Source organism: Cryobacterium zongtaii (assembly GCF_002909375.1).
Lineage (GTDB): Bacteria > Actinomycetota > Actinomycetes > Actinomycetales > Microbacteriaceae > Cryobacterium > Cryobacterium zongtaii.
The window spans coordinates 273289-297708 of record NZ_PPXD01000001.1; the positions used below are offsets into that span (position 1 = coordinate 273289).

Annotated in this window: 22 protein-coding genes and 1 pseudogene; 12 read left to right on the forward strand and 11 right to left on the reverse strand. The window is 70.3% G+C overall.

Annotated features, from left to right (window positions below; all coding sequences use genetic code 11):
• Nucleotides 1-13: 13 nt before the first annotated feature.
• From C3B61_RS01395 to C3B61_RS01405, 3 genes are all read right to left on the reverse strand, one after another.
• A complete protein-coding gene (locus C3B61_RS01395; RefSeq protein ID WP_241990263.1) occupies nucleotides 14-955 on the reverse strand; it encodes a S1C family serine protease in 942 nt (313 codons plus the stop codon).
• A 160-nt stretch (nucleotides 956-1115) separates the two neighbouring features.
• The gene (locus tag C3B61_RS01400; protein WP_103459248.1) at nucleotides 1116-2003 is read right to left on the reverse strand and encodes a hypothetical protein; all 888 of its coding nucleotides are present in this window, start codon (nucleotides 2001-2003) and stop codon (nucleotides 1116-1118) included.
• Between the two features lie 66 nt (nucleotides 2004-2069).
• Nucleotides 2070-2672 carry a hypothetical protein gene (locus tag C3B61_RS01405; RefSeq protein ID WP_088457015.1) on the reverse strand — a complete coding sequence of 201 codons (603 nt, stop codon included), beginning with the start codon at nucleotides 2670-2672 and terminating at the stop codon, nucleotides 2070-2072.
• Nucleotides 2673-2850: 178 nt separating this feature from the next.
• On the opposite strand from C3B61_RS01405, the gene C3B61_RS01410 reads away from it, so the two are divergent.
• Nucleotides 2851-3054 carry a hypothetical protein gene (locus C3B61_RS01410; protein ID WP_103459249.1) on the forward strand — a complete coding sequence of 68 codons (204 nt, stop codon included), beginning with the start codon at nucleotides 2851-2853 and terminating at the stop codon, nucleotides 3052-3054.
• Nucleotides 3055-3086: 32 nt separating this feature from the next.
• Here C3B61_RS01410 and C3B61_RS01415 read toward each other — a convergent pair whose 3' ends face one another.
• Both C3B61_RS01415 and C3B61_RS01420 read right to left on the reverse strand, forming a co-directional pair.
• Nucleotides 3087-3296 carry a hypothetical protein gene (locus C3B61_RS01415; RefSeq protein ID WP_103459250.1) on the reverse strand — a complete coding sequence of 70 codons (210 nt, stop codon included), beginning with the start codon at nucleotides 3294-3296 and terminating at the stop codon, nucleotides 3087-3089.
• A 138-nt stretch (nucleotides 3297-3434) separates the two neighbouring features.
• Nucleotides 3435-3737, reverse strand: a complete 303-nt coding sequence (locus C3B61_RS01420; protein WP_103459251.1) for a hypothetical protein — start codon at nucleotides 3735-3737, stop codon at nucleotides 3435-3437.
• 122 nt (nucleotides 3738-3859) lie between these two features.
• Between C3B61_RS01420 and C3B61_RS01425 the strand changes: the two genes are divergently transcribed.
• Nucleotides 3860-4447, forward strand: coding sequence for a hypothetical protein (locus C3B61_RS01425; protein ID WP_103459252.1), 588 nt, complete (start codon nucleotides 3860-3862; stop codon nucleotides 4445-4447).
• On the opposite strand, the gene C3B61_RS01430 is transcribed toward C3B61_RS01425, so the two are convergent.
• The gene (locus tag C3B61_RS01430) at nucleotides 4444-5877 is read right to left on the reverse strand and encodes an aminotransferase-like domain-containing protein (protein ID WP_244285799.1); all 1434 of its coding nucleotides are present in this window, start codon (nucleotides 5875-5877) and stop codon (nucleotides 4444-4446) included. The genes C3B61_RS01425 and C3B61_RS01430 overlap by 4 nt on opposite strands.
• On the opposite strand from C3B61_RS01430, the gene C3B61_RS01435 reads away from it, so the two are divergent.
• Nucleotides 5876-6802, forward strand: a complete 927-nt coding sequence (locus C3B61_RS01435; RefSeq protein ID WP_208858750.1) for a DMT family transporter — start codon at nucleotides 5876-5878, stop codon at nucleotides 6800-6802. The two genes, C3B61_RS01430 and C3B61_RS01435, sit on opposite strands and share 2 nt — an antisense overlap.
• A 38-nt stretch (nucleotides 6803-6840) precedes the next feature.
• Here C3B61_RS01435 and C3B61_RS01440 read toward each other — a convergent pair whose 3' ends face one another.
• Entirely contained in the window at nucleotides 6841-8043 is a 1203-nt protein-coding gene (locus tag C3B61_RS01440; protein WP_103459255.1) for a TerC family protein, read from the reverse strand.
• A gap of 214 nt (nucleotides 8044-8257) precedes the next feature.
• On the opposite strand from C3B61_RS01440, the gene C3B61_RS01445 reads away from it, so the two are divergent.
• Nucleotides 8258-12277: a Pls/PosA family non-ribosomal peptide synthetase gene (locus C3B61_RS01445; RefSeq protein ID WP_425266404.1), complete on the forward strand. Its 4020-nt coding sequence runs from the start codon at nucleotides 8258-8260 to the stop codon at nucleotides 12275-12277.
• Nucleotides 12278-12282: 5 nt separating this feature from the next.
• A complete protein-coding gene (locus C3B61_RS01450) occupies nucleotides 12283-13641 on the forward strand; it encodes a M1 family metallopeptidase (RefSeq protein ID WP_165787894.1) in 1359 nt (452 codons plus the stop codon).
• An 80-nt stretch (nucleotides 13642-13721) separates the two neighbouring features.
• Here the strand turns inward: C3B61_RS01450 and C3B61_RS01455 are convergent, their stop codons facing one another.
• Nucleotides 13722-14423, reverse strand: coding sequence for a 4'-phosphopantetheinyl transferase family protein (locus C3B61_RS01455; RefSeq protein WP_103459257.1), 702 nt, complete (start codon nucleotides 14421-14423; stop codon nucleotides 13722-13724).
• A 149-nt stretch (nucleotides 14424-14572) separates the two neighbouring features.
• Between C3B61_RS01455 and C3B61_RS01460 the strand changes: the two genes are divergently transcribed.
• From C3B61_RS01460 to C3B61_RS01475, 4 genes are all read left to right on the forward strand, one after another.
• A complete protein-coding gene (locus C3B61_RS01460) occupies nucleotides 14573-15190 on the forward strand; it encodes a hypothetical protein (RefSeq protein ID WP_103459258.1) in 618 nt (205 codons plus the stop codon).
• Nucleotides 15191-15249: 59 nt separating this feature from the next.
• Entirely contained in the window at nucleotides 15250-16266 is a 1017-nt protein-coding gene (locus C3B61_RS01465; protein WP_103459259.1) for a magnesium and cobalt transport protein CorA, read from the forward strand.
• A gap of 100 nt (nucleotides 16267-16366) precedes the next feature.
• Entirely contained in the window at nucleotides 16367-20116 is a 3750-nt protein-coding gene (locus C3B61_RS01470; protein WP_103459283.1) for an ATP-binding protein, read from the forward strand.
• Entirely contained in the window at nucleotides 20109-20390 is a 282-nt protein-coding gene (locus C3B61_RS01475; RefSeq protein ID WP_103459260.1) for a hypothetical protein, read from the forward strand. Before C3B61_RS01470 ends, C3B61_RS01475 begins: the two co-directional genes overlap by 8 nt.
• A 200-nt stretch (nucleotides 20391-20590) precedes the next feature.
• On the opposite strand, the gene mscL is transcribed toward C3B61_RS01475, so the two are convergent.
• From mscL to C3B61_RS01490, 3 genes are read right to left on the reverse strand one after another with little or no spacing between them, the layout of a single operon-like run.
• Entirely contained in the window at nucleotides 20591-21046 is a 456-nt protein-coding gene (mscL, locus tag C3B61_RS01480) for a large conductance mechanosensitive channel protein MscL (protein WP_088457002.1), read from the reverse strand.
• Between the two features lie 50 nt (nucleotides 21047-21096).
• Entirely contained in the window at nucleotides 21097-21462 is a 366-nt protein-coding gene (locus tag C3B61_RS01485; RefSeq protein WP_103459261.1) for an FmdB family zinc ribbon protein, read from the reverse strand.
• 56 nt (nucleotides 21463-21518) lie between these two features.
• Nucleotides 21519-22097, reverse strand: a complete 579-nt coding sequence (locus tag C3B61_RS01490) for a 5-formyltetrahydrofolate cyclo-ligase (protein ID WP_103459262.1) — start codon at nucleotides 22095-22097, stop codon at nucleotides 21519-21521.
• Nucleotides 22098-22148: 51 nt separating this feature from the next.
• Between C3B61_RS01490 and galU the strand changes: the two genes are divergently transcribed.
• The 3 genes and pseudogenes from galU to C3B61_RS01505 all read left to right on the forward strand — a co-directional run.
• Nucleotides 22149-23042 (forward strand): UTP--glucose-1-phosphate uridylyltransferase GalU, encoded by an 894-nt coding sequence (gene galU, locus C3B61_RS01495; RefSeq protein ID WP_103459263.1) that lies wholly within the window; start codon nucleotides 22149-22151, stop codon nucleotides 23040-23042.
• Between the two features lie 114 nt (nucleotides 23043-23156).
• The gene (locus tag C3B61_RS01500) at nucleotides 23157-23780 is read left to right on the forward strand and encodes a GNAT family N-acetyltransferase (RefSeq protein ID WP_425266405.1); all 624 of its coding nucleotides are present in this window, start codon (nucleotides 23157-23159) and stop codon (nucleotides 23778-23780) included.
• Nucleotides 23781-23834: 54 nt separating this feature from the next.
• Nucleotides 23835-24420: pseudogene (locus tag C3B61_RS01505) on the forward strand (hypothetical protein); the annotation flags it as partial.

Genomic DNA, 24420 nt, shown 5'->3' on the forward strand with positions numbered 1-24420 from the left:
GTGTTGGGCCGGGTCAGGACTCCGGGAGTTCCCGCGGCACGGTGATCGCGTCGACCAGGGCGCCGTTTCGCCAGACCGTGATCTCGATGGGTGTGTCGATCGCGGCCTCGACCATCAGCTGCTGCACTGCCGTGGCCGTGACCACCGGCTGCCCGGCGAGTTCGACCACGATGTCGCCGCGGTGCAACCCGGCCTCCTCTGCCGGGCTGCCCGGGGACACTGCCGCCACCCGTAGGCCGGTCGGCGAGCCGATCCGGGCCGCCAGGGTCGGTGGCAGCGGCACCTGGGCGCCGGCGATGCCCAGCCAGGCCCGCCGCATCCGCCCGGTGGTCATCAGCGCCGTGATGATCGCCCGGGTGCTCACATTGATCGGCACCGCCAGCCCCACGCCGATGCCCGCCACCGCGGTGTTGACCCCGACCATGCGCCCGGTGCTGTCGGCCAGCACCCCGCCGCTGTTGCCCGGGTTGAGGGCTGCGTCGGTCTGGATCACCTCGTCGATCACCCGCCCGGACCGGGTGGGGAGCGACCGGCCGAGCGCCGAGACGATGCCGGCGGTGACGCTGCCGGCCAGACCCAGCGGATTGCCCAGGGCCACCACCACCTGGCCGACGCGCAACCGCGCGGCGTCGCCGAACCGCACCGGCGGCGGGGTGGCATCGCGTGCGTGCAGCACGGCCAGATCGGAGAGGGTGTCGCGGCCGACGACGTCGACCCGGCTCCCGGTGCCGTCGGCGAACCCGACGTCAGCGGTGCCGGCGCCCGCGACGACATGTGCGCTGGTGAGGAGGAATCCGTCGTCGGTGATGACACTCGCGCTGCCCGCTCCCGCTCCCTGGGAACTGCGCACCGAGACACTGGCCACGCTGGGCAGCACCCGCGTGGCCACGGCCGTGACGGTTCTCGAGTAGGCGTCGAGCAGCCCGTCGTCATCCATCGCCGGGATATCGTTCATGGCACCAGAGCGTACGTCCGTCGGATTGGACTGTGGGCGCCGTTCGCTGCCAGCAGACTGTGGCGTTCGGGACGGCCGGACGACGGCGTGCCGCGAGGGTCGGCGTGCCGGCGGCGAGTGCCGAAGACACCGATGGGTTCGCCGGGTGCCGCCGGCCGGATCAGTCGCCCTCCTCGAGGGAGTCGGCGACCTCGCGTGCGTCGCGGGCGCGGGTTCTGGAGTCCTCCCCAGCGGTGTGCGCCTCGGCGCGGGCGTCGGCCAGGGCGCTCTCGTCGGCGACGACGGAGGCGAGCGCCGCGGAGGCCGTATCCAGCTGTTCCCGAAGCTCCGCAATCTCCGCTTCGAGGCTGGTCCGGCGAAGCGTGAGCCGGTGGGCGCGACGGTCCAGGGCGTCGACTTCCGCCTCGGCGACGTCCGCGTCGCGCTCCAGACGTTCCGCTTCCCGCCTGGCCTCCTTCCGGCGGCGGACGTCGGCGAGTTGAACGGGATCCGGCAGTGCCGCGCCGCGGGAGCGGCCCCGAGGCTCCGGCCACGACTCCGGATCAGACACGGCCACGGCACCGTCCAGGTCGACGGGCTCATAACCGACCGCCCGCAACGGCTTGACCAGAAGTCCGCTGGCGATCGCCGCGGCGGCCGAAGGATCGGACGTTGCGGCCTGCAGGGTCTGCTCGACCTCGCCGACGACGCTCGCAGTAGGCCGGTGACCGAGGCCGGCGGCGAGGTCGGCGCCCGCAGCGGCGAGGGCGGCGATGGCGACTCGGCGCTCGCCGCCGAGCCGCCTGAGCGCGTCACGCTCGAGATGCTCCTGCGCTGTGCGCATCTGTTCGCCGAGGTCGAGGAGCGCAGTAAGTTCGTCGACGTTCTCCCGGGCGAGGAGGTTGACCACCCAGGCCGCAGGAGAGGGTTTCTTCAAAACCGCGACCTGCTTGGCGAGAGCGGCATCCGATGATTTCAGCTCCTGTGCCCTGGCATTGCGCGCGGCCGTGAAGTCCTGGGGCCGAAGGCCGTACAGTTCCCGAGCGACATCCGTGAGAATTGCGACCATGGGACCATCCTCGCTCGCACCGGCGGCAGCCGCCAGCACCACGCGGTACCGGGCACGGATGGTGCCTCAGCGGATGCGCACCCCCGAGGCCTTGAGCTCCAGCGCGGCGAGTGAGCGCATCACCTCGGGGTCGCCCCGACGCCACGCGGACACGGGGTCGGCGTCGACCGCCGCAAACACCGACAGCTTCTGATTCGTCAGGGCCCGCAGCGCGAGCAGGTCCACGGTGATGCCTGCCCGAACCAGCCGCCGTGTCGTGGCCGCCCGGCGCGTGAACCGCAGGCGGGGTACGAGCCAGAACAGCAGGATCGTCGCGACAGGCACGACGGCGATTCCCCACCCCAGGCCGACGGCGAGATTCAGCACGGCCTCCTGCTGGCTGCGGCCGGCCGCCTCCAGGCTCTGGCCCGCGCCGCTGGCGGCCTCGAACGGTGCCCGGATGCCGCCGCCGATGAGCGGCATACCGCCGAACCTGTCGCCGATGTCAGTCATCGTGGTCGAGAAGTCGGAGCCGGCGGACTCCATCTGCTCGCCGAACCGGGCGAGGTCGATCACCAGCGAGTAGACGAAAGCGCCGAGCCCGATCCAAGCGGCGATGGCGGCGACGGCGATCACGTCGACCGCGACCTGACGGGAGCGATGGGCGGCGTAGTCGGAGTAGATCTGCATCCCCTCACTATCGCGTAAACGCCGATGTCGTCGTGCGGGCTCCCTGCTCGCCGATGCCGTTCGCTGACGATCGGATCGGACCCGACGGCCGCTCTGCGGCGGTATCGCTTCGCGGTCAGCGCGGTTACCCTGTGTGCCATCGGGTAGTCAGGGAGTTCTCACGGGAGCGGAGGATCTGATGGCATCGGACGGTCGTGGCAACGTGACGGTGGGAGACGGGGGGTGGGGGTTCTTCTTCCTTCTGGCTTACGTCGGAGCGGCCATCTACTTCGTCTCCACGTCGGACGGATCGTTCTGGGGCTTCATCCTGGGCCTGTTCCAGGCCATCGTCTGGCCGGTCTATCTGACCTATGAGGTGTTACTTCTGCTGGTCGGGCCCTGATCGGGGAGCCCGACGGTCCTTCCTGCGGTGGTCTACGCCGCGCGGTCGATCCCGGCCGGCTGGGCCGCCCACAGTGCAATCCGGTCGAGGGAGTGGGCAGGCACCCGGTCGACGGCCACGGGCGGGCCGGCGGGCAGGTCGGCGGGACCGTGGGTGCCGGCCGACACCATGACCAGGGTCGCCGTCATGACGATGGGGCGCAGGGACCGGTGGGCGGGACGGGTGTGCAGGATCGTGGTCATGGGGTTCCTCTCGACGGGCGGCTGCCGATCGGGTGAACGGGATCGGTACCTCCATCGTCGCGAATTACGGGTACGCAGACATCCCCTGGACGGATGAACCCGGGTACTACCGGCGATGTAGTCGGCGTACCGTGCTGGTTAGCCGCGGGACTGTAGGAAGACCATGACGAGGGTGCCCGCGCCGTAGAGCAGCAGCTTGCCCTTGTAGCCGGCCCACCACTGACGCGGTGCCGGCTCGGTGTCCTCGAGGTCCTCGGGGAGATCGGCATCCGAGTCGCCGTCAACAGTCGTGTTGCCGTCCGACCGGTCTCTGGGGGTGGGCCGGATGGGCGTGCCGACGCCCGGTCCGCCGGCAAGGCGCTCGAAAGGCCGGGCCAGAAACTCGGGTATCTTGATACGGTCGAACTCGTCGCGCGGTTCGTCGCTCTTGTTCTTGCTCATCCGAAAATGCCCCCTTCGCTCTCAGTCTAGGGACTCCGCGCGGCCATCACATCGCCCGGGGTGCCCGGCGTCGGACCTGGCAGAAGACACCCAGTATTGTCGTGCCGAGCACAGGAGTCCCGATGACCGAACACGAAACCTTCACACGCACCCGGGTCTGGGCGGCCGAGCCCGTGCAGACCGACGACGCGATCCTCGAGAACACCGGGCATGCGTGGGAGGAGTGGGTCGATCTCATCGACGACGGCCCCGGCCGCCAGGCCGGGCACACCGCCATCGCCGCCTGGGTGCACGCCGCGCACGGTGTGGACGGCTGGTGGGCGCAGGGCGTGACCGTGGGTTACGAACGCATCACCGGCCTGAGGCTGCCCGGCCAGATGCCCGACGGCAGCTTCAGCGTGAGCCGCACGCGGGTGCTGGCCCTGGACCGCGACGTGCTGCGCGAACTGCTGCTCGACGAGGGTGGCCGCGCCGATCTGTTTCCCGGTCTCGACCTGGTGCTGCGCTCGAAGCCGGCGTCGAAGGCACTGCGATTCACCCTCGCGCGTGCGGACGAGCCGCTGGGGTCGATCCTGTTCTCCACCGACCTGCTGCCCGACGGGCGGCTGCGGCTGGGCGTGACGCACGACAAGGTGGCGTCGTTCGACGAGGCCGAGCGGTGGAAACTGTTCTGGGCCGAGTGGCTCGCCGCCGTCGAGCGGCTGGCCTAGGGCAGCAGTCCGGCGATGGTCGCCACGGCGGCCTCGAAGAGCTCTGGGCGGGCGCGGGAGTAGTTCAGCCTGAAGAAGGAACCGGTCGGTTCGGCCGGGAACCAGTCGCCGCCGGGGGAGAACAGCACCCCCTCGGCGCGACTGCGCCGGGCCAGGTCGGCCACGTCCACCCCGTCGGCAGCGCGCACCCACAGGTTCAGCCCGCCCCTGGGCACCAGCTCAAGGGCGTCAGCGCCCAACTGTCCGCGCACCTGCCGGGCCAGCTCGTCGCGGCGGCCGCGCAACGACCCACGCAACCGGGTGAGGTGGCTGCGCCAGCCCGGGTCGGTGAGCACATCGACCGCCGCCGCCTGCAGGATCCCGCTGACGTACAGGTCGTCCACGGTGCGGTCCACCTGGATCCGGGCCAGGGCGGGGCCGCGGGCCACGACCGCCGCCACCCGGATGGCGGGGGAGAGACTCTTGGTGAGCGAGCGCACGTAGACGATGTGGCCGTCGGCGTCGTCGGCGGCGAGGGTGGCCACATCCGCTTCGATGCCGAAATCATGCGCCCAGTCGTCCTCGATCAGGTACGCCCCGCGGGCGCGGAGGACCGCGGTGATGGCACTGCGATCGGCGCTGCTCCACAACGCCCCGGTGGGATTGGCGAAGTGCGGCTGCGCGTAGAACAGGCGGGCCCCGCTGGCGCCCAGGGCGTCGTCGAGGTCGGCAGCCGCGGGGGCGCCGGCGCCGCGGGAGATGGGCACGATGCGCAACCCGGCCTGCCGGGCGGCGGCCATGGCGCCCCAGTAGGTAGGGGACTCCATCACGATCGCGTCGCCCGGAACGGCCAGCGCCCGGAAGATCGACGACAGCGCGCTCTGGCCGCCCGGGGTGATGACGACGTCGTCGGCGGCCGGCGGGGCGGCGGCGGAGGCGCCGACAGGTGCCAGCTCCGCCGCAAACCAGCTGCGGAGCTCCGGCAACCCCGAAATCGGGGCCCGGTCGACGGCGGTGCCGGTACGAGCCGCGCGGACCAGGGCGGTGCGCACCAGCCGGGTGGGCAGCAGCTCCTCGGCCGGGTACCCGGAGTGCAGGGCGATCATGCCCGGTCCGGCGCTCGTCATGGCGGTGCCGATCGCGTCGGCACCGGTGCGGGCCGCGCCGAGCGCCGTGGTCTGCCAGCCGAAGTCGGCCCGGTGCACGGCATGCGGCCGCGCCACGAAGCTACCCGCGCCCGGTCGGGTCTCCACCAGGCCCTCGAGCACCAGCCGCTGCAGCGCGCGCTGCACAGTGAGCGGGCTGGCGGCATGGTCGAGCACCAGGGTGCGGGTGGAGGGCAGCTGGTCGCCGGCCGGCCGGCTGGCGACCAGGGCACGCAGACGGCGTTCGATGGCGAGGTGCGCCGATTCGTTGTCCGCGGAACCCGCTCGGGTGCTATCCTCTTTCATGAAAATACAGAATAGCGCTATCGACGCGTCGCCACCAGCGCTATCGCCACCGGAAGCGTCGCCCGCCGCCGGCCTGGTCTTCGGGCTGCTGGGCGTGCTGGCCTTCTCGTTCACCCTGCCGCTCACCCGGGTGGCCGTGGCCCAGCTCGACCCGCTGTTCGTCGGTGCCGGCCGCGCCGTCGGAGCCGGCATTCTCGCCATCGTTGTGCTCGCCGGGCTCCGGCAGCGTCTTCCCAGGGGCAGCCAATGGGGGCGGCTGGCCGTGGTGGGGGCCGGCGTCATCGCGGGCTTCCCCATTCTCACCTCCTTCGCCCTGCAGAGCGTGCCGGCCGCGCACGGCGCCGTTGTGATCGGCCTGCTCCCCGCCGCCACCGCGGTGGTCGCTGTCGTGCGGGCCAGGGAACGGCCCACTCCGCGCTTTTGGCTGGCCAGCGGACTCGGCGTGGTGGCCGTGGTCGGATTCGTGGCGCTCACCGCGGGCGGGCTCAGCAGCCTGCAGCCGGCCGACCTGTTGTTGGTGGCGGCCGTGGTGCTCGCGGCGATCGGCTACGGAGAGGGCGCGCTGCTGGCCCGCGAGCTGGGTTCCTGGCAGACCATCTGCTGGGCGCTGATCGTGGCGCTGCCGGTGATGGTGCCGCTGATGCTGGCCGGACTCGCTTCCGGCCGGCCCGCTGCTGATGCGTCGGCCTGGCTGGCCTTCGCCTATCTTGCCGGGGTGAGCATGTTCCTGGGCTTCTTCGCCTGGTACCGGGGCCTGGCCATCGGGCCGATCGCCCGGGTGAGCCAGATCCAGCTTCTGCAACCGGTGCTCACCATCGCGTGGGCGGCGCTGCTCCTCGGCGAAGACCTGGACCCTCTCGTGCTGATCGGCGCGCTCGCGGTCATCCTCTGCGCGGCCGGCGCCGTGCGTGCCCGCATCCGCTGACCGGCCGTCGTGCGGGGCACGGTCGGGCCGGCGTGGGGTCACCCCTCGCGGGCGGCCCGGCGCACAGAGGCGTCGTGTTCGAGGTGAGCCCGGCGGAGCAGATCGGCGAGCTCCGCGTCGTCCTGGACCGCCTGCCGGTACTTCGGGCCGAGTTTATGGATGGACTCTTCCTCTTCCCGCAGCGCCGTGTACACCCGGATGCGTTCGGTGTGGTCCTCGGTGTAGCCGAGGTCCAGGTAGTCGGTTGCGTACCGCCGGGCGTTGGCGGTGGCCGCTTGTGCCCGGCCCGCCGGGCTGAACAGCGACGCCAGCACGGTGACCAGGAGCACACCGATGATGACCGTCAGAGAGACACCCGTGCTGATCTCGAACACCGGCACCGGCTCGCCGCCGTTGATGAACGGAAGGTTGTTCTCGTGCAGGGCGTGCAGGATCAGCTTCACGCCGATGAAGGCGAGGATCGCCGCCAGCCCGAAGGAGAGGTAGATCAGCCGGTCCAGCAGGCCGTCGAGCAGGAAGTACAGCTGACGCAGGCCGAGGAGCGAGAACGCCGTCGCCGTGAACACGATGTAGACATCCTGGGTGAGGCCGAAGATGGCGGGGATCGAATCGAGCGCGAAGAGGAGGTCGGTGCCGCCGATCGCGACCATCACCAGGAGCATCGGGGTCAGTGCGCGCCTGCCGTCGTGGATGGTGAAGAGTTTGTCGCCGTCGTACTCGGGGCTGGTGTGGAAGATCTTGCGCGCGACCCGCACGATGAAGTTGTCCGCGGACTTGGACTCCGAGCTCTCCGGTTTGAGCATGTTGCCCGCCGTCATCAACAGGATCAGGCCGAAGAAATAGAACACCCAGGCGAAGGTGTTGATCAGGGCGGCGCCGAGGAAGATGAAGCCGGTGCGCGCGATGAGCGAGAACGTGATGCCGAACAAAAGCACCTTCTGCTGGTCCTCCCGGGGCACGCGGAAGCTTGTCATGATGATGAGGAAGACGAACAGGTTGTCGACCGAGAGCGCCTTTTCGGTGATGTACCCCGCGAAGTACTCAGAACCCGGGGTGCTGCCGCCGATGATCAGGACGCCAATGCCGAACAGTATGGCGATCCCGACGTAGATCGACGACCAGATTGCCGCTTCCTTCAGCGTGGGGGCATGGGCCTTCCGCACGTGAAAGACGTAGTCGAAGGCGAGGAGCCCGACGATTCCGAGGACAGTCAGAGTCCAGACGAGAGGTGAGGTATCCATTCGGTCGGCTTTCGGTCGAAGACGTGAGGCGCATCCGGTATCAAAAGGCTACGCGGGAAGGCCGCCGGGGGAACAGGGGCGGCGGAGAAAAACCCGCCGGAGACGGGAACGCGCCCGAAGAATGTACTCATGTGACGCGTGTTCACCCGCCGGTCACCCGGTCGTTCTAGGCTGTCGCCATCGCGGATTCTCGCGAGCCCGGACAGGAGTATGCGTGACCTCGTTCCACCCCGATCCCAGCACCCGGTCCGCCGGCTCGACCGTCGCACCGGCAATCGTGCGTCCGCTGCCGGCCGCGCCGACGCCCGGCCACGAGCAGGGCGTGCTGGATGCCGGTCATCTGGTGCACCCCGAGCGCACCCTGATCGACATCCTGCTGGCCACCGCGGAGGAACACCCCACCGCCCTGGCCCTCGAGGACGCCGCCGGGGCCCTGAGCTACCGGCGGCTGGTGCGGCTGGTCAACGACCAGGCCGTGCGGCTGAGCCGGGCCGGGGTGCGCCGCGGTGACACGGTCGGCATCCGCATCCCGTCCGGCACCCGGGACCTCTACCTGTCGATTCTCGCCACCCTCACCGTCGGCGCCGCCTACGTGCCCGTCGACGCCGACGACCCTGAGGAACGGGCCCGGCTGGTCTTCGGCGAGGCCCGGGTCGTGGGTGTCATCGGCGACGGTGGTCTGTTCACGGTGCGCGACGGCCTGGACGCCGGGGTGCTCACCGAGCGGCCCCTGGCCGCCGAGGAGGACCCGTCGCTGGCGCACTGGGGCGAGCCGATGCCCGGCCCGCACGACGACGCCTGGATCATCTTCACCTCCGGCTCCACCGGGGTGCCCAAGGGTGTCGCCGTGACGCACCGCTCGGCGGCGGCGTTCGTCGACGCCGAGGCCGGCCTGTTCCTGGCCGGCGAACCCATCGGCCCCGGCGACCGGGTGCTGGCCGGCCTGTCGGTGGCGTTCGACGCCTCCTGCGAGGAGATGTGGCTGGCCTGGCGGAACGGCGCCTGCCTGGTGCCGGCCCCGCGCTCGCTCGTGCGGAGCGGCGCGGACCTCGGCCCCTGGCTCATCGCGCACGGCATCACCGTTGTCTCCACGGTGCCCACCCTCGCCGCACTCTGGCCCGAGGAGGCGCTGGAGAATGTGCGCCTGGTGATCTTCGGCGGCGAGGCATGCCCGCCCGAGCTGGCCGCCCGCATCAGCGCCCGCGGCCGTGAGGTGTGGAACACCTACGGCCCGACCGAGGCGACGGTCGTGGCCTGCGGCGCCCTGCTCGACGGCAGCGACCCCGTGCGCATCGGCCTGCCGCTGGACGGCTGGAGCCTGGCCGTGGTGGATCCGGCCGGCCAGCGGGTGCGGGCCGGCGAGACCGGCGAACTGATCATCGGCGGCGTCGGCCTGGCCCGGTACCTCGACGCGACCCAGGATGCGGTGAAGTACGCCCCGCACGCCGGGCTCGGCTGGGAGCGCGCGTACCGCAGCGGCGACCTCGTGCGCTTCGACCCCGCCGGGCTGGTGTTCGTGGGCCGGGCCGACGACCAGATCAAGCTCGGCGGCCGGCGCATCGAACTCGGCGAGATCGACGCCGCCCTGCAGGCGCTGTCCGGCGTGGCCGGCGCGGCCGCTGTCGTGCAGACCACCCCGGCCGGCAACCAGGTGCTGGTGGGTTACCTCGCGCTCGCCGATGAGGCGGCCGGATCCTTCGACTTGCCCGCGGCCACCGCGGCCCTCCGGGTGGCGTTGCCCGCCGCCCTCGTGCCGCTGCTCACCGTCGTGGAGTCCATCCCCACCCGCACCTCCGGCAAGGTCGACCGTGCCGCACTGCCCTGGCCGCTGCCCGGCCTGGCCGGCGCCGAGACGGCCGGCGCGGATGCGCTCAGCCCGACCGCCGCTTGGCTCGCCGGGCATTGGGCCGCGATCCTCGGTGTGCCCGTCGCCGACGCCGACAGCGACTTCTTCGCCTACGGCGGCGGCTCCCTCTCGGCCGCCCAATTCGTGTCCGCGATTCGGGAGCGCCACCCGAACACCCGTATCAGCGACATCTACGACCACCCGCGGATCGGCTCCCTCGCCGACGAACTCGACGGTCGCACTCCGACGGTGGCCCGCGCCACGCGGCAGGTGCTGCCCACCCCGGCCCGCACCGGGCTGCTGCAGGGCCTCCTCAGCGTGCCGTTGCACCTGCTCGTGGGTGCCAAGTGGCTGGTGTACCTGGCCGCGGCCAACAATCTGCTCGCCGCCGCCGGCGCATCCTTCGCCCCCACGGTGTCATGGTGGGCGGTGCTGGCCGGATTTGTGCTGCTGGTCACCCCACTGGGCAAGATGGGCATCTCCGTTGCCGCCGCCCGGCTGCTGCTCAAGGGCGTGAAACCGGGCAACTACCCGCGCGGCGGCTCGGTGCACCTGCGACTCTGGCTGGCCGAACAGGTGGCCACCTTCGTCGACGCGGCCAGCCTGGCCGGGGCGCCGTGGATCAGCTACTACGCCCGGCTGCTCGGCGCCACCATCGCCCCCGGCGTCGACCTGCACTCGGTGCCGCCGGTCACCGGGCTGCTCAGCATCGGCGAGCGCGCCGCGATCGAACCCGAGGTGGACCTGGCCGGCTACTGGCTCGACGGCGACACCCTGCGGATCGGCCGGGTGCGCATCGGCGCGGAGGCCGTGATCGGCTCCCGCAGCACCTTGCTCGGCGGCGCCAAGATCGGCGACGGCGCCGAGATCGAACCGGGCTCCGCCGTCTTCGGCCGGGTGCCACGAGGCGAGCGCTGGGCCGGCTCACCGGCCACCCGGGTCGGCTCGGCCCGCCGCGCCTGGCCCGCGGAACGGCCGGCGAACGCCCGCCGCTGGCTGCTCGCCTACGGCGCCGGCTCGGTGGGACTCACCGCCATTCCCACCGTGGCGGTGCTGCTCGGCGTGCTCATCGTGGGCGTGGTGATCGGCGACGCCGGCACCCTCGGCGCCGCGGCCGCCCGCGCCGCGCTGGCCGTGCCGCCGGCCGTGCTCGCCGCCGGAGCGCTCTACGCCGGCACCGTGATCGGAGCCGTGCGCCTGCTGGGCCTGGGCCTGACCGAGGGCCACCACCCGGTGCGCAGCCGGGTGGGCTGGCAGGTGTGGATGACCGAACGACTGCTCGACGGCGCCCGCACCCTGCTGTTCCCGCTTTACGCCAGCCTGCTCACCCCGGTCTGGTTGCGGCTGCTCGGCGCGAAGGTCGGTCCGGGCGTCGAGGCGTCCACGGTACTGCTGGTGCCCTCCCTCACCACCATTGCGCCCGGCGCGTTCCTCGCCGACGACACCATGGTCGCCTGCTACGAACTCGGCGGCGGCTGGATGCGCATCGGCCGCGCCAAGATCGGCCGCCGGGCGTTCCTGGGCAACAGCGGCATCGCCGGCCCCGGCCGCACGGTGCCGAGGGACGGCCTCGTGGCCGTGCTGTCGTCCACCCCGCGCAAGGCCAAGCGCGGCTCCTCCTGGCTGGGCAACCCGCCGACGCGGCTGCGCCGCCGGGTGACCGACATCGACGAGGCCCGCACCTTCCACCCGCCGGCGCGGCTGGTGTTGGCCCGGTCGCTCTGGGAGGTGCTGCGCCTGGTGCCGGTGTTCGCCTCCGCGTGGATCGCCCTCAGCTTGCTCGTGGTCCTCGAGGTCCTCTGGCTTTTCGGCGGTCCCGGCCTGGCGCTGCTGCTCTCCGGCTTCGTGCTGATCGGCGCCGGCGCCGTCGCGGCGGCGCTGACCACCGCCGCGAAGTGGTTGCTGGTGGGGCGCATCCGCGCCTCCGAGCATCCGCTCTGGTCGTCGTTCATCTGGCGCAACGAGGTGTCGGACACCTTCGTGGAGATGGTGGCGCGGCCCTGGTTCGCGCAGAACGCCGCCGGCACGCCCTGGCTGGCGCTCTGGCTGCGCTCGCTGGGCGCCACGATCGGGCGCGGTGTGTGGTGCGAGTCGTACTGGCTGCCGGAGGCGGACCTGGTCACCCTGGCCGCCGGCAGCAGTGTCAACCGCGGCTGTGTCGTGCAGACCCACCTGTTCCACGATCGCATCATGCAGCTGGACACCGTGCACATCGGCGCCGGCGGCACCCTCGGGCCCAACAGCGTCATCCTGCCGGCGGCTCGCATCGACGATCACGCCACCGTTGGACCGGGTTCGCTGGTGATGCGCGGGGAGCGGGTGCCCACCGACTCGCTCTGGTCCGGCAACCCGATTGCGCCGTGGCACCGGCCGCCATGGAAGACTTGATCCATATGTTGCAGCCCACACCCACCATTCTGGGGTCCGCGTCCGCGGGCGACCCCTACCTTCCCGCGAGTGGCAATGGCGGCTACACGGTGGCGCACTACGACCTCGAACTGGACTACCGGGTCGCCACGAACCGGCTGACGGCGACCGCCACGATCACGGCGCGGGCCCTCACCGCCCTCGGCCGGTTCAGCCTCGACCTGGCGGGCTTGAGCGTCGACAAGGTCACGGTCAACGGTGTTGCGCCGGTGAAGACGGTGCACGCCGCCCGCAAGCTCGTGATCACTCCCGCCGTGCCGCTGGCCGCGGCGGAGACGTTCGAGGTGGTGGTGCGCTACCGCGGGGCGCCGCATCCGGTGCGCAGCCACTGGGGCGAGCTGGGCTGGGAGGAACTCACCGACGGTGTGCTCGTGGCCGGTCAGCCTAGCGGGGCGCCGTCGTGGTTTCCCTGCAACGATCACCCGAGCGACAAGGCCACCTTCCGCATCCTTCTCACCTGCGAGGCGCCGTACACGGTGGTCAGCAACGGCCCGCTGGTGGCCAAGAGCACCCGGTCCGGTCGCACCTCCTGGACCTTCGACGTGCGGGAACCGATGGCCGCATACCTGGCCAGCGTTCAGATCGGTCGCTATCGCCGGCACGATATCGCCGCCACCCCGGTGGCGCACAGCCTGTTCTTCCCTCCCGCGCTGGCCCGGCCGGTGGCGGTGGACTTCGCCAGGCTCGGCGAGATGATCACGGTGTTCAGCGAGGTCTTCGGCCCGTATCCGTTCCCCGCGTTCTCCGTGATCGTCACCGCCGACGACCTTGAGATCCCGCTCGAGGCGCACGGCCTGGCCGTGTTCGGCCGTAACCACGTGGACGGCCTGCACGGCAGCGACCGGCTGATCGCGCACGAACTGGCGCACCAGTGGTTCGGCAACAGCCTCACGCTCACCCGCTGGGCCGACATCTGGCTGCACGAGGGCTTCGCCTGTTACGCCGAGTGGATCTGGGCCGAGGCCAGCGGCGGACTGACCGCCCACGCGAACGCCCTGCTGCACCGCGCCGAGCTGGACCTGCTGCCCAAGAACATCGTGGTGGCCGACCCCGGCCCGCACGACATGTTCGACGACAGAGTCTACAAGCGCGGGGCCCTGGCCCTGCACGCCGTGCGTCAGGCGATCGGCGACGAGGCCTTCTTCACCGCCCTGCGCGCCTACACCCGCACCCACCGGCACGGCAGCGTCACCACCGACGACCTGCTCGGCTGCTTCCGCATCGCCTCCGGCACCGGGGTCGCCGACAAGATCCTCGCCCGCTGGGTGTCGGCGAAGAGTCTGCCGCGGCTGCAGCCCGCCGCGCCGCTCAAACCCGCCTCCTGATCTCTCGCGCGTCACTCACTGAGTTGCGATTGCGGCACGGCGGGGACGCTCTGAGCGGCGGGGACACCTCGAGGGGATCGTCACCGATCGAGGTACAACCGCGGGCGCCTGGCGCACACCACGGCGACTGTAGCGACGAGACCCTCGGGAGCCGCCACGGACATGAGGTGCGCCTGGTTCAGCGGAAACGGCGCAGCCTGCCAGCCGACCAGGGCCGGGCCGGGGGAGTGTTCGGCGGGCACTTCGTCGGGCGCACGAGCGATGGTGAGGTCACGAGGATCGACCCTGAGGCCCACGCCGGCGGCCTTGAGGACCGCCTCCTTGGCGGTCCAGATGGCGGTCACCGCGGCCGTGGCCGATCGCGGATGCAGGGCGGCCACGGCATCCGCTTCGGCCGTGGAGAGCAGCACGTCATCCAAGGGTGCCCGGGCGAGCGCACCGACGGATTCGAGGTCGATGCCCACCGGGCCGGCCGCAGTGACGGCCAGAGCGAGCCGGCCGTCGGCCCGGGCCAGGCTCACTTGCACGGTGGGGGAGTCCACCGCCGCGCCGCCGAGTTCGACCCGGAGGGGGCCGTGACCGGACCGTCCGCAGTTCGGGCAGACCTGGCTGAGAGTGATGGATGCGCCGGCGACGCCGGTCAGCCGACCCACCAGCTCTGCCAGCGCCCGGTGGTCGCCGTCCTGGGCCGCCGCTCGGGTGCCCAGCGCCACCACCACGGTGGTGGACAGGTCCACGCCCCGCACACCGTCGAGGTCGCGGGGGGAAGAGGCATCGGGCACGCCATCACCCTAGCGCCGGCGACCCTTCTGCCCGAGGTGGCCGTTGCGGCCCTTGTCCCGCCACCCGGCCGGTGCGAGAATCGTCGGGACCAGCCCAATCGATGGAGTGCGGGGCTGTCGAGGCTCCAGGCGCGGTGGGTGAGGTTCCAGTGAAGAGGTTCGAAGGTCTGGCGAAGCCATCCACTCTCGCCGCCGGGGCCGCATTCCTGATCGGCGGCATCCTGGACCAGGCGATGCGCCTCACCGGCGAACCGGTCAGTGAACTCGTGCAGACCCCGCTGTATGCCCTGCGGTCTCTGGCCCTGCTCGGCGGAGCACTGCTGCTGATCCTCTCGTTGGTGGCGATCTACGAGCGCCACGCCAAGCAGATCGGCCCGTTCGGCTTCTCCGCCGCGATCATGGCCGGCACCGGCACCATCCTGATCAGTGGCCAGTTCTGGGCGGAGGCCTTTCTCTATCCCACCCTGGGCCGGGTCGCACCTGACCTACTCGACGGCGCCGAACGGCCCGGCTCCTATGCGTTCGGCCTGCTGTTGACCGCCGCGGTGTTCGGGGTCGGCTGGATGCTGCTGGGCGCCGCCATCCTGCGTGCCCGCGTCTACAGGGTGCTGCCGGCCGTCTTCATCCTGGCCGGCGGCGCCGTCTCGCTGCTGCCCGGCCAGGCGCTCGGCCAGCTGGTTCTCGGAGTCGGCCTGGTGCTTCTCTCCTTCAGCCCCACCTACCGCAAGCACGAGGGTCCAAAGCGACAGGGCAGCCAACCGCACTGACGCCGGTGCACCGCACCCCGTCGCCGGTGCCACACTTGTACGGCGAGTGAGGAGCAGCCGTGGCGCTGATTGATGACGCGATCTATGTGGATGGCCTTCGGGTGGCAACCCCGGAAACGTTGCAGGACGTCTTTGAGGTACTCAAGGAGAAGGCCGGGTTCGCCTGGATCGGACTGTACCGGCCGACCGATGACGAGGTCAGGAGCGTGGCCGATGAGTTCACCCTGCACCACCTCGCCATCGAGGATGCGCTCAAGGGACATCAGCGAGCCAAGATCGAACGATACGCCGACACCCTGTTCCTGGTGCTGCGCCCGGCCAGATACCTCGACGACGTCGAGCGAGTCGAGTTCGGCGAGCTGCACGTCTTCGTGGGTCCCGACTTCGTCGTGACCATCCGGCACGCCGAGTCGCCCGACCTCGCCTCGGTGCGCCGCCGGCTGGAAAGCACCCCGGACCTCCTCGCCTTCGGGCCGCAGGCGGTGCTCTACGCGATCCTCGATCAGGTGATCGACGAGTACGCGCCGGTGGTCGCCGGCCTGGAGAACGACATCGACGAGATCGAGGACCAGCTCTTCGACGGTGACCAGGCGGTGTCCAGACGCATTTACGACCTCTCCCGCGAGGTCATCGAGTTCCAACGGGCCACCCAGCCGCTGATCGGCATGCTCGAGTCGCTGCAGGAGGGCTTCGAGAAGCACGGCGTGGACGTGGAACTGCACAGGCACCTGCGCGACGTGCTCGACCACACCATCCGGGTCGTCGAACGTGTCGACGCGTTCCGGGAACTCCTGCAGAACGCCCTCACGGTGCACAGCACCCTCGTCGCCCAACGGCAGAACGACGAAACCCGCCGGTTGAGCGAAACCGGGCTGGCGCAGAGCGAGGAAGTGAAGAAGATCTCCAGCTGGGCGGCGATCCTGTTCGCCCCCACCCTGGTGGGCACCATCTACGGCATGAACTTCACCCACATGCCTGAGCTAAAATGGCAGTTCGGTTACCCGTTCGCGATCACCCTGATGGTGGCGATGGGGTTCGGGCTCTACGCCGTGTTCAAACGCAAGGACTGGCTATAGCGCCTGCGAAAACGGCTGTATCCGCAGAGAATCCTGCGAATGCGGGAAATAACCGGGTGGCCTAACCGAGAACCGGCCGGTGGAGAAATAGGGTGTGGGTGTGTGGCGCCTCGATAGAAAACCAGAAGATGACGACTTCGCGTCGGATTACTCCGACGCGCCGTCTGCCGACTCGCGTCTCGCGACCTCCCCGGACTCGGTGAGCCTGGGAGACCCGGCGCTGGTCGCCGGGAACATCGCCGAACCCACCTGGCAACGCTGGCGTGACGAACTCGCCGCCGTCGGCGGCCACTCGCCGCTGCTGCACTTCGGTGACAGCCCGCGCTCCCGCATCGAGCTGTCCGCCACCCACCCCGGCGGTCTGCCGCAGTTCATCACCGGCAAGACCACCCTGCTCTCCAACCTCATCCGCGACGAGCTGGCGCTACGCAACGCCCGCCTGGCCGCCAACGAGATCACCCAGAAGGGCATCGAGCTGCGGTCGATGCGGGGCATCGAATCGGTGCACCTCGCGATCGGGCTGGCCCAGTGGCGCTACGGCGACGTGGACTTCACCGCACCGGTGCTGCTGCGCCCCCTGGCCATCCGCCGCTACGGTCGCGACTTCGAGCTCAAGCTCAAGGGAGCACCGTTCCTCAACCCCGAACTGGCGCGGGCGTTGCACGACCAGTTCCAGATCACCCTCGACGCCGACGCGTTCGTGGCGCTCGCCGTGACCAACGGAGCGTTCAAACCGCAACCGGTGATCGACCGGCTGCGCGGCCTCACCTCGCACCTGCCCTGGTTCAACGTGGTGCCCCGCCTGGTGGCGTCGTCCTTCGCCGACGTCGGCCGGGCCATGGCCACCGACGCGCAGAAGCTCACCCATCCGGTGCTCGACGCCGTCGCCGGCAACCCCACCGCCAAGCGCGCCATCGAAATGGCCTACAACCCGGTGCTGCCGATCGCTCAAGACGTGCGCCCGCCCGGCACCGACACGCTGCTGCTGGATGCCGACGCCGAGCAGGAGAACGTCGTCGCCCAGATCAGCGCCGGCAACTCCCTCGTCGTGAAGACCCTGCCCGGCACCGGTGGCACCCAGACCATCGTCAACGCCATCGGCTCGCTCATCGCCCAGCACAAGCGCGTGCTCGTGGTCAGCGCCCGCCGCTCCAGCCTCGACGGCATCGCCCACCGCCTCGTGCAGGTGGGTCTGCCCGGCGTCGCCGTCACCCCGCGCACCCTGCGCCGCGACCTGATCCAGTCGATCACCCGCAACGAGAAGAGCACCCAGCCGCGCGTCGGCGACGTCGACGACGCCCTCGTGCGTCTGCGCAAGGTGCTGCTGGACTACAGGTCGGCGCTCACCCGGAAGGATGCCGCGCTCGGCGTGTCGGTGCTCGACGCCCTCGGTGAGCTCGCCAGGCTTGCCCAGCTGCCGGCACCGCCGTCGACGACCGCCCGGCTCGACAGGGTCGCCCTGGAGCGTCTCGCCCACGACCGGGCCAGCGCCGCCGCGGTCCTGATCAAGGCCGCCGTCCTCGGCCAGTTCCGCTACGGCCCCGGCGACTCGCCCTGGTACGGAGCCTCCTTCACCTCCACCGCCGACGCCGGCGCATCCCACGAGCTGGCCAAGCGGCTGAGCAAGACCGACCTGCCCCGACTGCTGGAACGCGCCGGACACCTCATCGGCCAGACCCGGTTGCGCCCGTTCGAGACCGTGCACGAGCTGGGCATCTACCTGCGCCTGCTGCTGGACATCCGCGAGACGCTGGACAAGTTCCAGCCCGCCGTGTTCGACCGCTCCCTCACCGAACTGATCGCCGCCACCTCCGCCCGCCGTGACTCACCCGAGATGACCAGCGCCAACCGGCGCCGGCTGCGCAAGCTCGCCGACGAGTACCTGCGACCCGGCGTGCACGTGAGTGACATGAACGAGAGCCTGCGGCGCATCCAGCAGCAGCGCACTCTGTGGCAGCGCTACGCCGCCGCCGGCGTCACCCCGGAGGTGCCGGTCGGCATCAACGACGTGCACGTCGCCTATCAGCGCGTCGCCGAGGACCTCGGCAAGCTCGACGTGCCGCTGGGCAACACCGGGACCCCGCGTCAGCTGGTCTCGCGGCCGCTGCGTGAACTCGTCTCCACGATGACCGGACTGGCCGCCGAGAGTGAGGTGCTCGCCAACCTGCACGAGCGCACCGCCCTGCTCGCCACCCTGCGCGAGCACAACCTCGACCCGCTGATGACCGACCTGTCCCAGCGCCACGTGTCCGAGAAGGATGTCGCCGCCGAGCTCGAACTCGCCTGGTGGCAGTCCGTGCTCGAGGTGATGTTGGGCGGCGACAAGGCCCTGCTCAACGCCAACACCCAGGTGCTCGACAGGCTCGAAGCCGACTTCAAGCTCGTCGACGAGGCGCACGCCTCCACCACCGGGCAGATCCTTGCCTGGCTGCTCGCCGAGACCTGGAAGATCGGTGTGGTCGACTGGCCCGACGAAGCCGACCAGCTGCGCCGGCTGCTGCGCGCCGACCGGGCCACCCCGGCCCGCATCAACGAGGTCTCCCCGCACCTGGGCCGGGTGCTCGCCCCGGTCTGGCTGGCCTCGCCGTACGAGGTCGCCGCGCTCGACGACAGAATGACCTTCGACGCCGTGCTCCTGGTCGACGCCGGCGCCACCACCCTCGCCGAGAACGTCGGCGCCATCCGCCGTGCCAAGCAGGTCGTGGCGTTCGGCGACCCGGTCACCCAGACGCCGTCCGGCTTCGAGACCGGCATCGTCGAACCCTCAGAGGTGCCGAGCCCGCAGGAAACCAACGTCGACGCCCTGCACGCCGACTCCGCGCTGGCCCGGCTGGGTGAACTGCTGCCCACCCTCACCCTGACCCGCAGTTACCGGGCCGGCGGCGAGGACCTCGCCGAACTGGTCAACCACCGCTTCTACGGCGGCCGCATCGACTCGCTGCCCTGGGCGGGCAGCTTCCTCGGCCACGGCAGCCTCACCCTCAACTACGTCAAGGGCGGCCACGGCATGCCCGACGTCGACAGCGGCGCGGTGGAGAGCGTTGACGCCGAGGTGGCGAAGGTCGTCGACCTGGTCATGGACCATGCCGTCAAGCGGCCCCGCGAATCCCTCATGGTCATCACCGCCAGCGCCCGCCACGCCGTGCGGGTACACCAGGCCGTGCTGGCGGCGTTCTCCAAGCGCACCGACCTGAGCGACTTCATCCTCAAGGACCGTGCCGAACCGTTCACGGTGCTCACGCTCGAGCAGGCCGTGGCGCAGAGCCGCGACCGGGTGATCTTCTCGATCGGCTACGGCCGCACCCCGCACGGACGGCTGCTGAGCAACTTCGGCTCGCTCGGCGAACCCGGTGGCGAACGCCTGCTCGCGATCGGCATGACCCGCGCCCGCCGGGCCATGGACATCGTCTCCTGCTTCCGACCGATCGACATCGACGCCGACCGGCAACGGCACGGCATCCTGGCCCTGTCGCAGGTGCTCACCGAGACCGAAGCCCGCCGCAACGAGGTGGCCGTGCCGGATGCCCGCGAGGCCATGCTCGTCGACCTGGGCCGCCGCCTGGAACGCAAGGGGCTCACCGTCTCCCTCGGGCACCGCGGAAAGCTGGCGCTGGCGGCCTCGCACGCCGGCCGCGCCGTGGTCGTGGAAACCGACGCCGTGGTCAACCGGGCCAGCCTCCGCGAGTCCCTGCGGCTGCGCCCCGAGGTGCTACGCCGTCTGGGCTGGCACTACCTGCGCGTGCACAGCTTTGAACTGTTCAGCAACCCGGATGCCGTCGCCGCCCGCGTCGCCGCCCTCGCGGGTCTCACGCCGACCGAAGGGTCGGACGGTCCGGCGCACCGTGCCTGACCCGGCGGCGCCCGACGGCGCCGTCGGGTCCGCGGGCGCGACAGCGCCCGAGACAGCACCCGCGGCATCCGTCGGCGACACCGGAGCTGCTGAACCGCGTCAGTCGGTGGTCAAGTCGGCCGGCGCACGCCGGGCGCGCCTGACGCCCGCGCCGGACACCGACACCAGCCCCGAGCCGCCCTCCCGCGAAGAAGGCGGGCAGACCACGGGCGACGGCTCCTCGACGAGCGCGAACGACGCCCGGCTGCGCCAGGACAAACCGCCGCACTGGTAGCCCGCCGCCGCTCCGCCCGGGTTCTCGACCGGAGTGTCCCGTCGAGATGCCGCAAAGCATCCCGTCACGAGCGCCGAAGGGGCAGTATGCGGCAAGTCGGTGACCCGCGCATCCCCGAGATGCCGCAAAAGACCCCTTGGAGCGCATCCAAGGGGCCATTCGCCGCAAGTCGGCGGGGTCGTGCCGTACGTGCGAAGGAGTTAGAGGGTGTGCTTGGCGGCCGCGGCGGCCGCGCTGGAGGACACCGTCTGGGCCCCGGTCGATGCGGCGAGCAGGTCGCGGATCTCGGTGAGCAGGTCGAGGTCGGTGACCGGGTTCTTCTTCGGGTCCAGCGGCACTCCGGCCTGACGGCGACGGGCCTGGTTCTCCTTGAGCTTGTTCAGCGGCATCACGAACGCGAAGTACACCACGGCCGCGACCAGGAGGAACTGGATCAAGGCCGCGAGAACCAGGCCGAAGGACAGCTCGGCATCGCCCAGCGGAACCGTCAGGGAGTTCTTCAGGGTGTCCGCGTTGAAGATCGCGGCGATCAACGGGTTGAAGATCCCCGTGACGATCGCGTTGACCAGGCCGGTGAATGCGGCACCGATCACGACGGCTACGGCCAGTTCGATGACGTTGCCGCGCATGATGAATTCTTTGAAACCGTTGATCATGGCTGGGATCTTTCTGGTGCGGTACTGCGAGGAAAAGTGGAGGGGGGGGGTCAGGACGCCTTCGGCGCCGCCGTGGTCGTCGAGCCGGACGAAGAGCCCGAGCCGCTCGAGGACGACCCGCTGGTCGACGCGGCCGGGGTGCTGCTCTTCTCGGCGGGCTTGGCCGAGGACGATTCAGACGAGGAGTCCGTCTTCTTGGCGCCCTTCTCGGCGGAGAGCGACGACTTACCGCCGGACTCGGCGCGCGAGTCGTTGCGGTAGAAGCCGGAGCCTGAAAAGCTCACGCCGATCGACGAGTAGACCTTGCGCAGCTTGCCGCCGCAGGCGGGGCACTCCGTGAGCGTGTTGTCGGTGAACGCCTGCTGGATGTCGAAGGCGGTGTCGCACTCGGTGCAACGGTATGAATAGGTAGGCACTGCGTCTTTTCGGTTCGGGTGTGCGGAGCTGACCGGCAGGTGCCGGAGGGGAAAGTCTAGAAGACGACGATGCGAGTGGGAGTGACGAGGCCGTTCACCGGCTGGTCGTGCACCTCCCGGGGAACATCGTCGACATACTCATTGTCGTAGACCACGGCGTACACGGGCGGGCATTTCTCCATCGACCCGAGGGTCTTGTCGAAGTAGCCGCGGCCCCACCCCATCCGCAGACCGGTCTTGTCGACGGCCGCCGCGGGCACGATGATCAGGTCAACGTCGTTGATCGCGATCGGGCCGAGCAGCTCGCCCTGGGGCTCCGGGGCACCCGAGAGGCCCTGCACCTCGGTCTCCTCCTCGCCCACGGTCCAGTCGAGCAGGCCGTCGTCCCGCGACACCGGGAACAGCACCCGGATGCCCCTGGCTTCGGCCCAGTTGACGAACGGGCGGGTGTTCGGCTCGGTGGGGCTGGAGAGATAGCAGGTGATCGACCGGGCGGACAGGTCGGTGACGATGCTCTGCAGGTTCTCGGTGAACCCCGCGGTGGCGGCTTCGCGCTCGGCTGCGGGCATGTTGTGGCGGCGCTCCCGGAGGTCTGCGCGGAGCGCCCGCTTGCGGTGCTCGATGTCAGAATCCATACAAGTCATCCTAGGTGCGTAACCAATACAGGTTGCCGCTAACCTAATGCCATGGTTACTCACATTACAAAGGCCGTTATTCCCGCTGCCGGTATGGGAACCCGGTTTCTGCCGGCGACCAAGGCGATGCCCAAGGAAATGCTGCCCGTCGTCGACAAGCCTGCCATCCAGTATGTGGTGGAAGAGGCCGTGGCCGCCGGCCTGACCGATGTGCTCATGATCACCGGCCGTAACAAGAACGCCCTGGAGAACCATTTCGACCGGGTCACCGAGCTCGAGGCGGTGCTCATCCAGAAGGGTGACCGCGACCGCCTGGCCAAGGTGAACGAGTCCACCGACCTCGCCGACATGCACTATGTGCGCCAGGGTGACCCGCTGGGCCTCGGCCACGCGGTGCTCCGCGCCAAGATGCACGTGGGCCGCGAACCGTTCGCCGTGCTGCTCGGTGACGACATCATCGACGCCCGCGACCCGCTGCTGGACAAGATGCTCTCCGAGCAGATCACCCGCAACACCAGCGTCGTGGCCCTGCTCGAGGTCGACCCGTCGCAGATCCACCTGTACGGTGCGGCCGCGATTGAGAAGACCGACGACCCCGACGTGGTGCGCATCACCGGTCTGGTCGAGAAGCCCGCGGCAGAGGATGCCCCGTCGAACCTGGCCATCATCGGCCGGTACGTGCTGCGCCCCGAGGTCTTCGACGTGCTCGAACACACCAAGCCGGGCAAGGGCAACGAGATCCAGCTCACCGACGCCCTGCAGGAGATGGCCGTCAACCCCGAGACCACCGGCGGCGTCTACGGCGTCATCTTCCGCGGCCGCCGCTACGACACCGGCGACCGGCTCGACTACATCAAGGCGATCATCCAGCTGGCCGTCGACCGCGACGACCTCGGCGTGGAACTGCGCCCCTGGCTCAAGGAATTCACCTCCACTCTCGAGTAGCGTGCAGGTTGATCAGGTCGGCACCGGACTAAGATTCGGTCATCATCGGGCTTCGGCCCCCAAGTAGACGGGTTCATCGTGCCGACCGCGATTCCTACGCTCCGTGAGGGGGCCGTGACCCTGCGCCCGATCCGGTTACGTGACGCCAGGGCCCTCGAGCGTGAGCTGATGGAGAACCGGTCCTGGCTGCGCACCTGGGAGGCCACCAGCCCGTACGCGCCGATGTCCTTCGACACCCGGGCCAGCATCCGCAGCCTGCTCGCGCACTCACGCACCGGTAGCGGATTGCCGTTCCTGGTCGAGTACAACGGCGAACTGGCCGGCCAGCTGAACGTGTCGTCGATCACCTGGGGGTCGCTCTCCAGCGCGTCGATCGGCTACTGGGTCGGCGAGGAGTTCGCGGGCCGGTCGATCACCCCGATCGCGGTGGCCCTGGCCACCGACTATTGCTTCAGCCAACTCGGCCTGCACCGGATGGACATCTGCATCCGGCCGGAGAACGCGCCGTCGTTGAGGGTCGTCGAGAAGCTCGGCTTCCGGTACGAGGGTCTGCGCCGCCGGTTCATCCACATCAACGGCGCCTGGCGCGACCACTTCGCGTTCGGCATGGTGGCCGAGGAGGTGCGCGGTGGCGTGCTGCGCCGCTGGCAGGACGGCCTGGTGCCGCCGGGTCTGGCGTCCGTGAACGAGTTCGATACGGCCGCCGCCGCGCATCCACTCGAGGTGGCCGACAAGTGACACACCCCCCGGTAATCAGGCACGGAAGGCCCCGCGACTCATACGTTAGGGAGCATGAGTAGCGAAGTCCTGGGTGGGGGAGTGATGGTGGCCGTTGCCGCCGCGCTCTGGGTGACGTATCTCATGCCGACATGGGCGAGACGCCGGCAATATCTCGCCACCGAACGCAATGCCGTGCGTCTGCAGCAGACCCTGCGGATCCTCGCCGAGACGTCGGAAATTCCCCAGGAGGTACGCGTGGAAACCAACGCACGCGGAGTGTCCGCCCAACGCAGACTCCTCGCCCAGGCCGAGGAAGACGCCCGGATTGCCTCGAAGGCCGCCGGCGATGCCGCCACGGCCGCCCGGCGCGCCGCGGTACTGCGCGCCGCCGCCGCCCGACCCAAAGCGCTCACCCCGGCCGGCAAGGCCAAACGCCTGCGCACCATGCGTGCCCTCTCCACCCTGCTGCTACTCATCGGCCTGGTGTTCACCGTCGTGGGCGCCACCCTGCTCTCAGCGGGCGTGTGGACGCTCCTGGCCGGCGGCCTGGTCGCCGCGGCGACCGCCGTCGCCACCCTCGGCCGGCTCGCCACCGTCAGCCGCTCCGCCCGCGCCCCGCGCGCTGCAGCGGACGCCGATGCCGCTGCCGCCGGCCGTC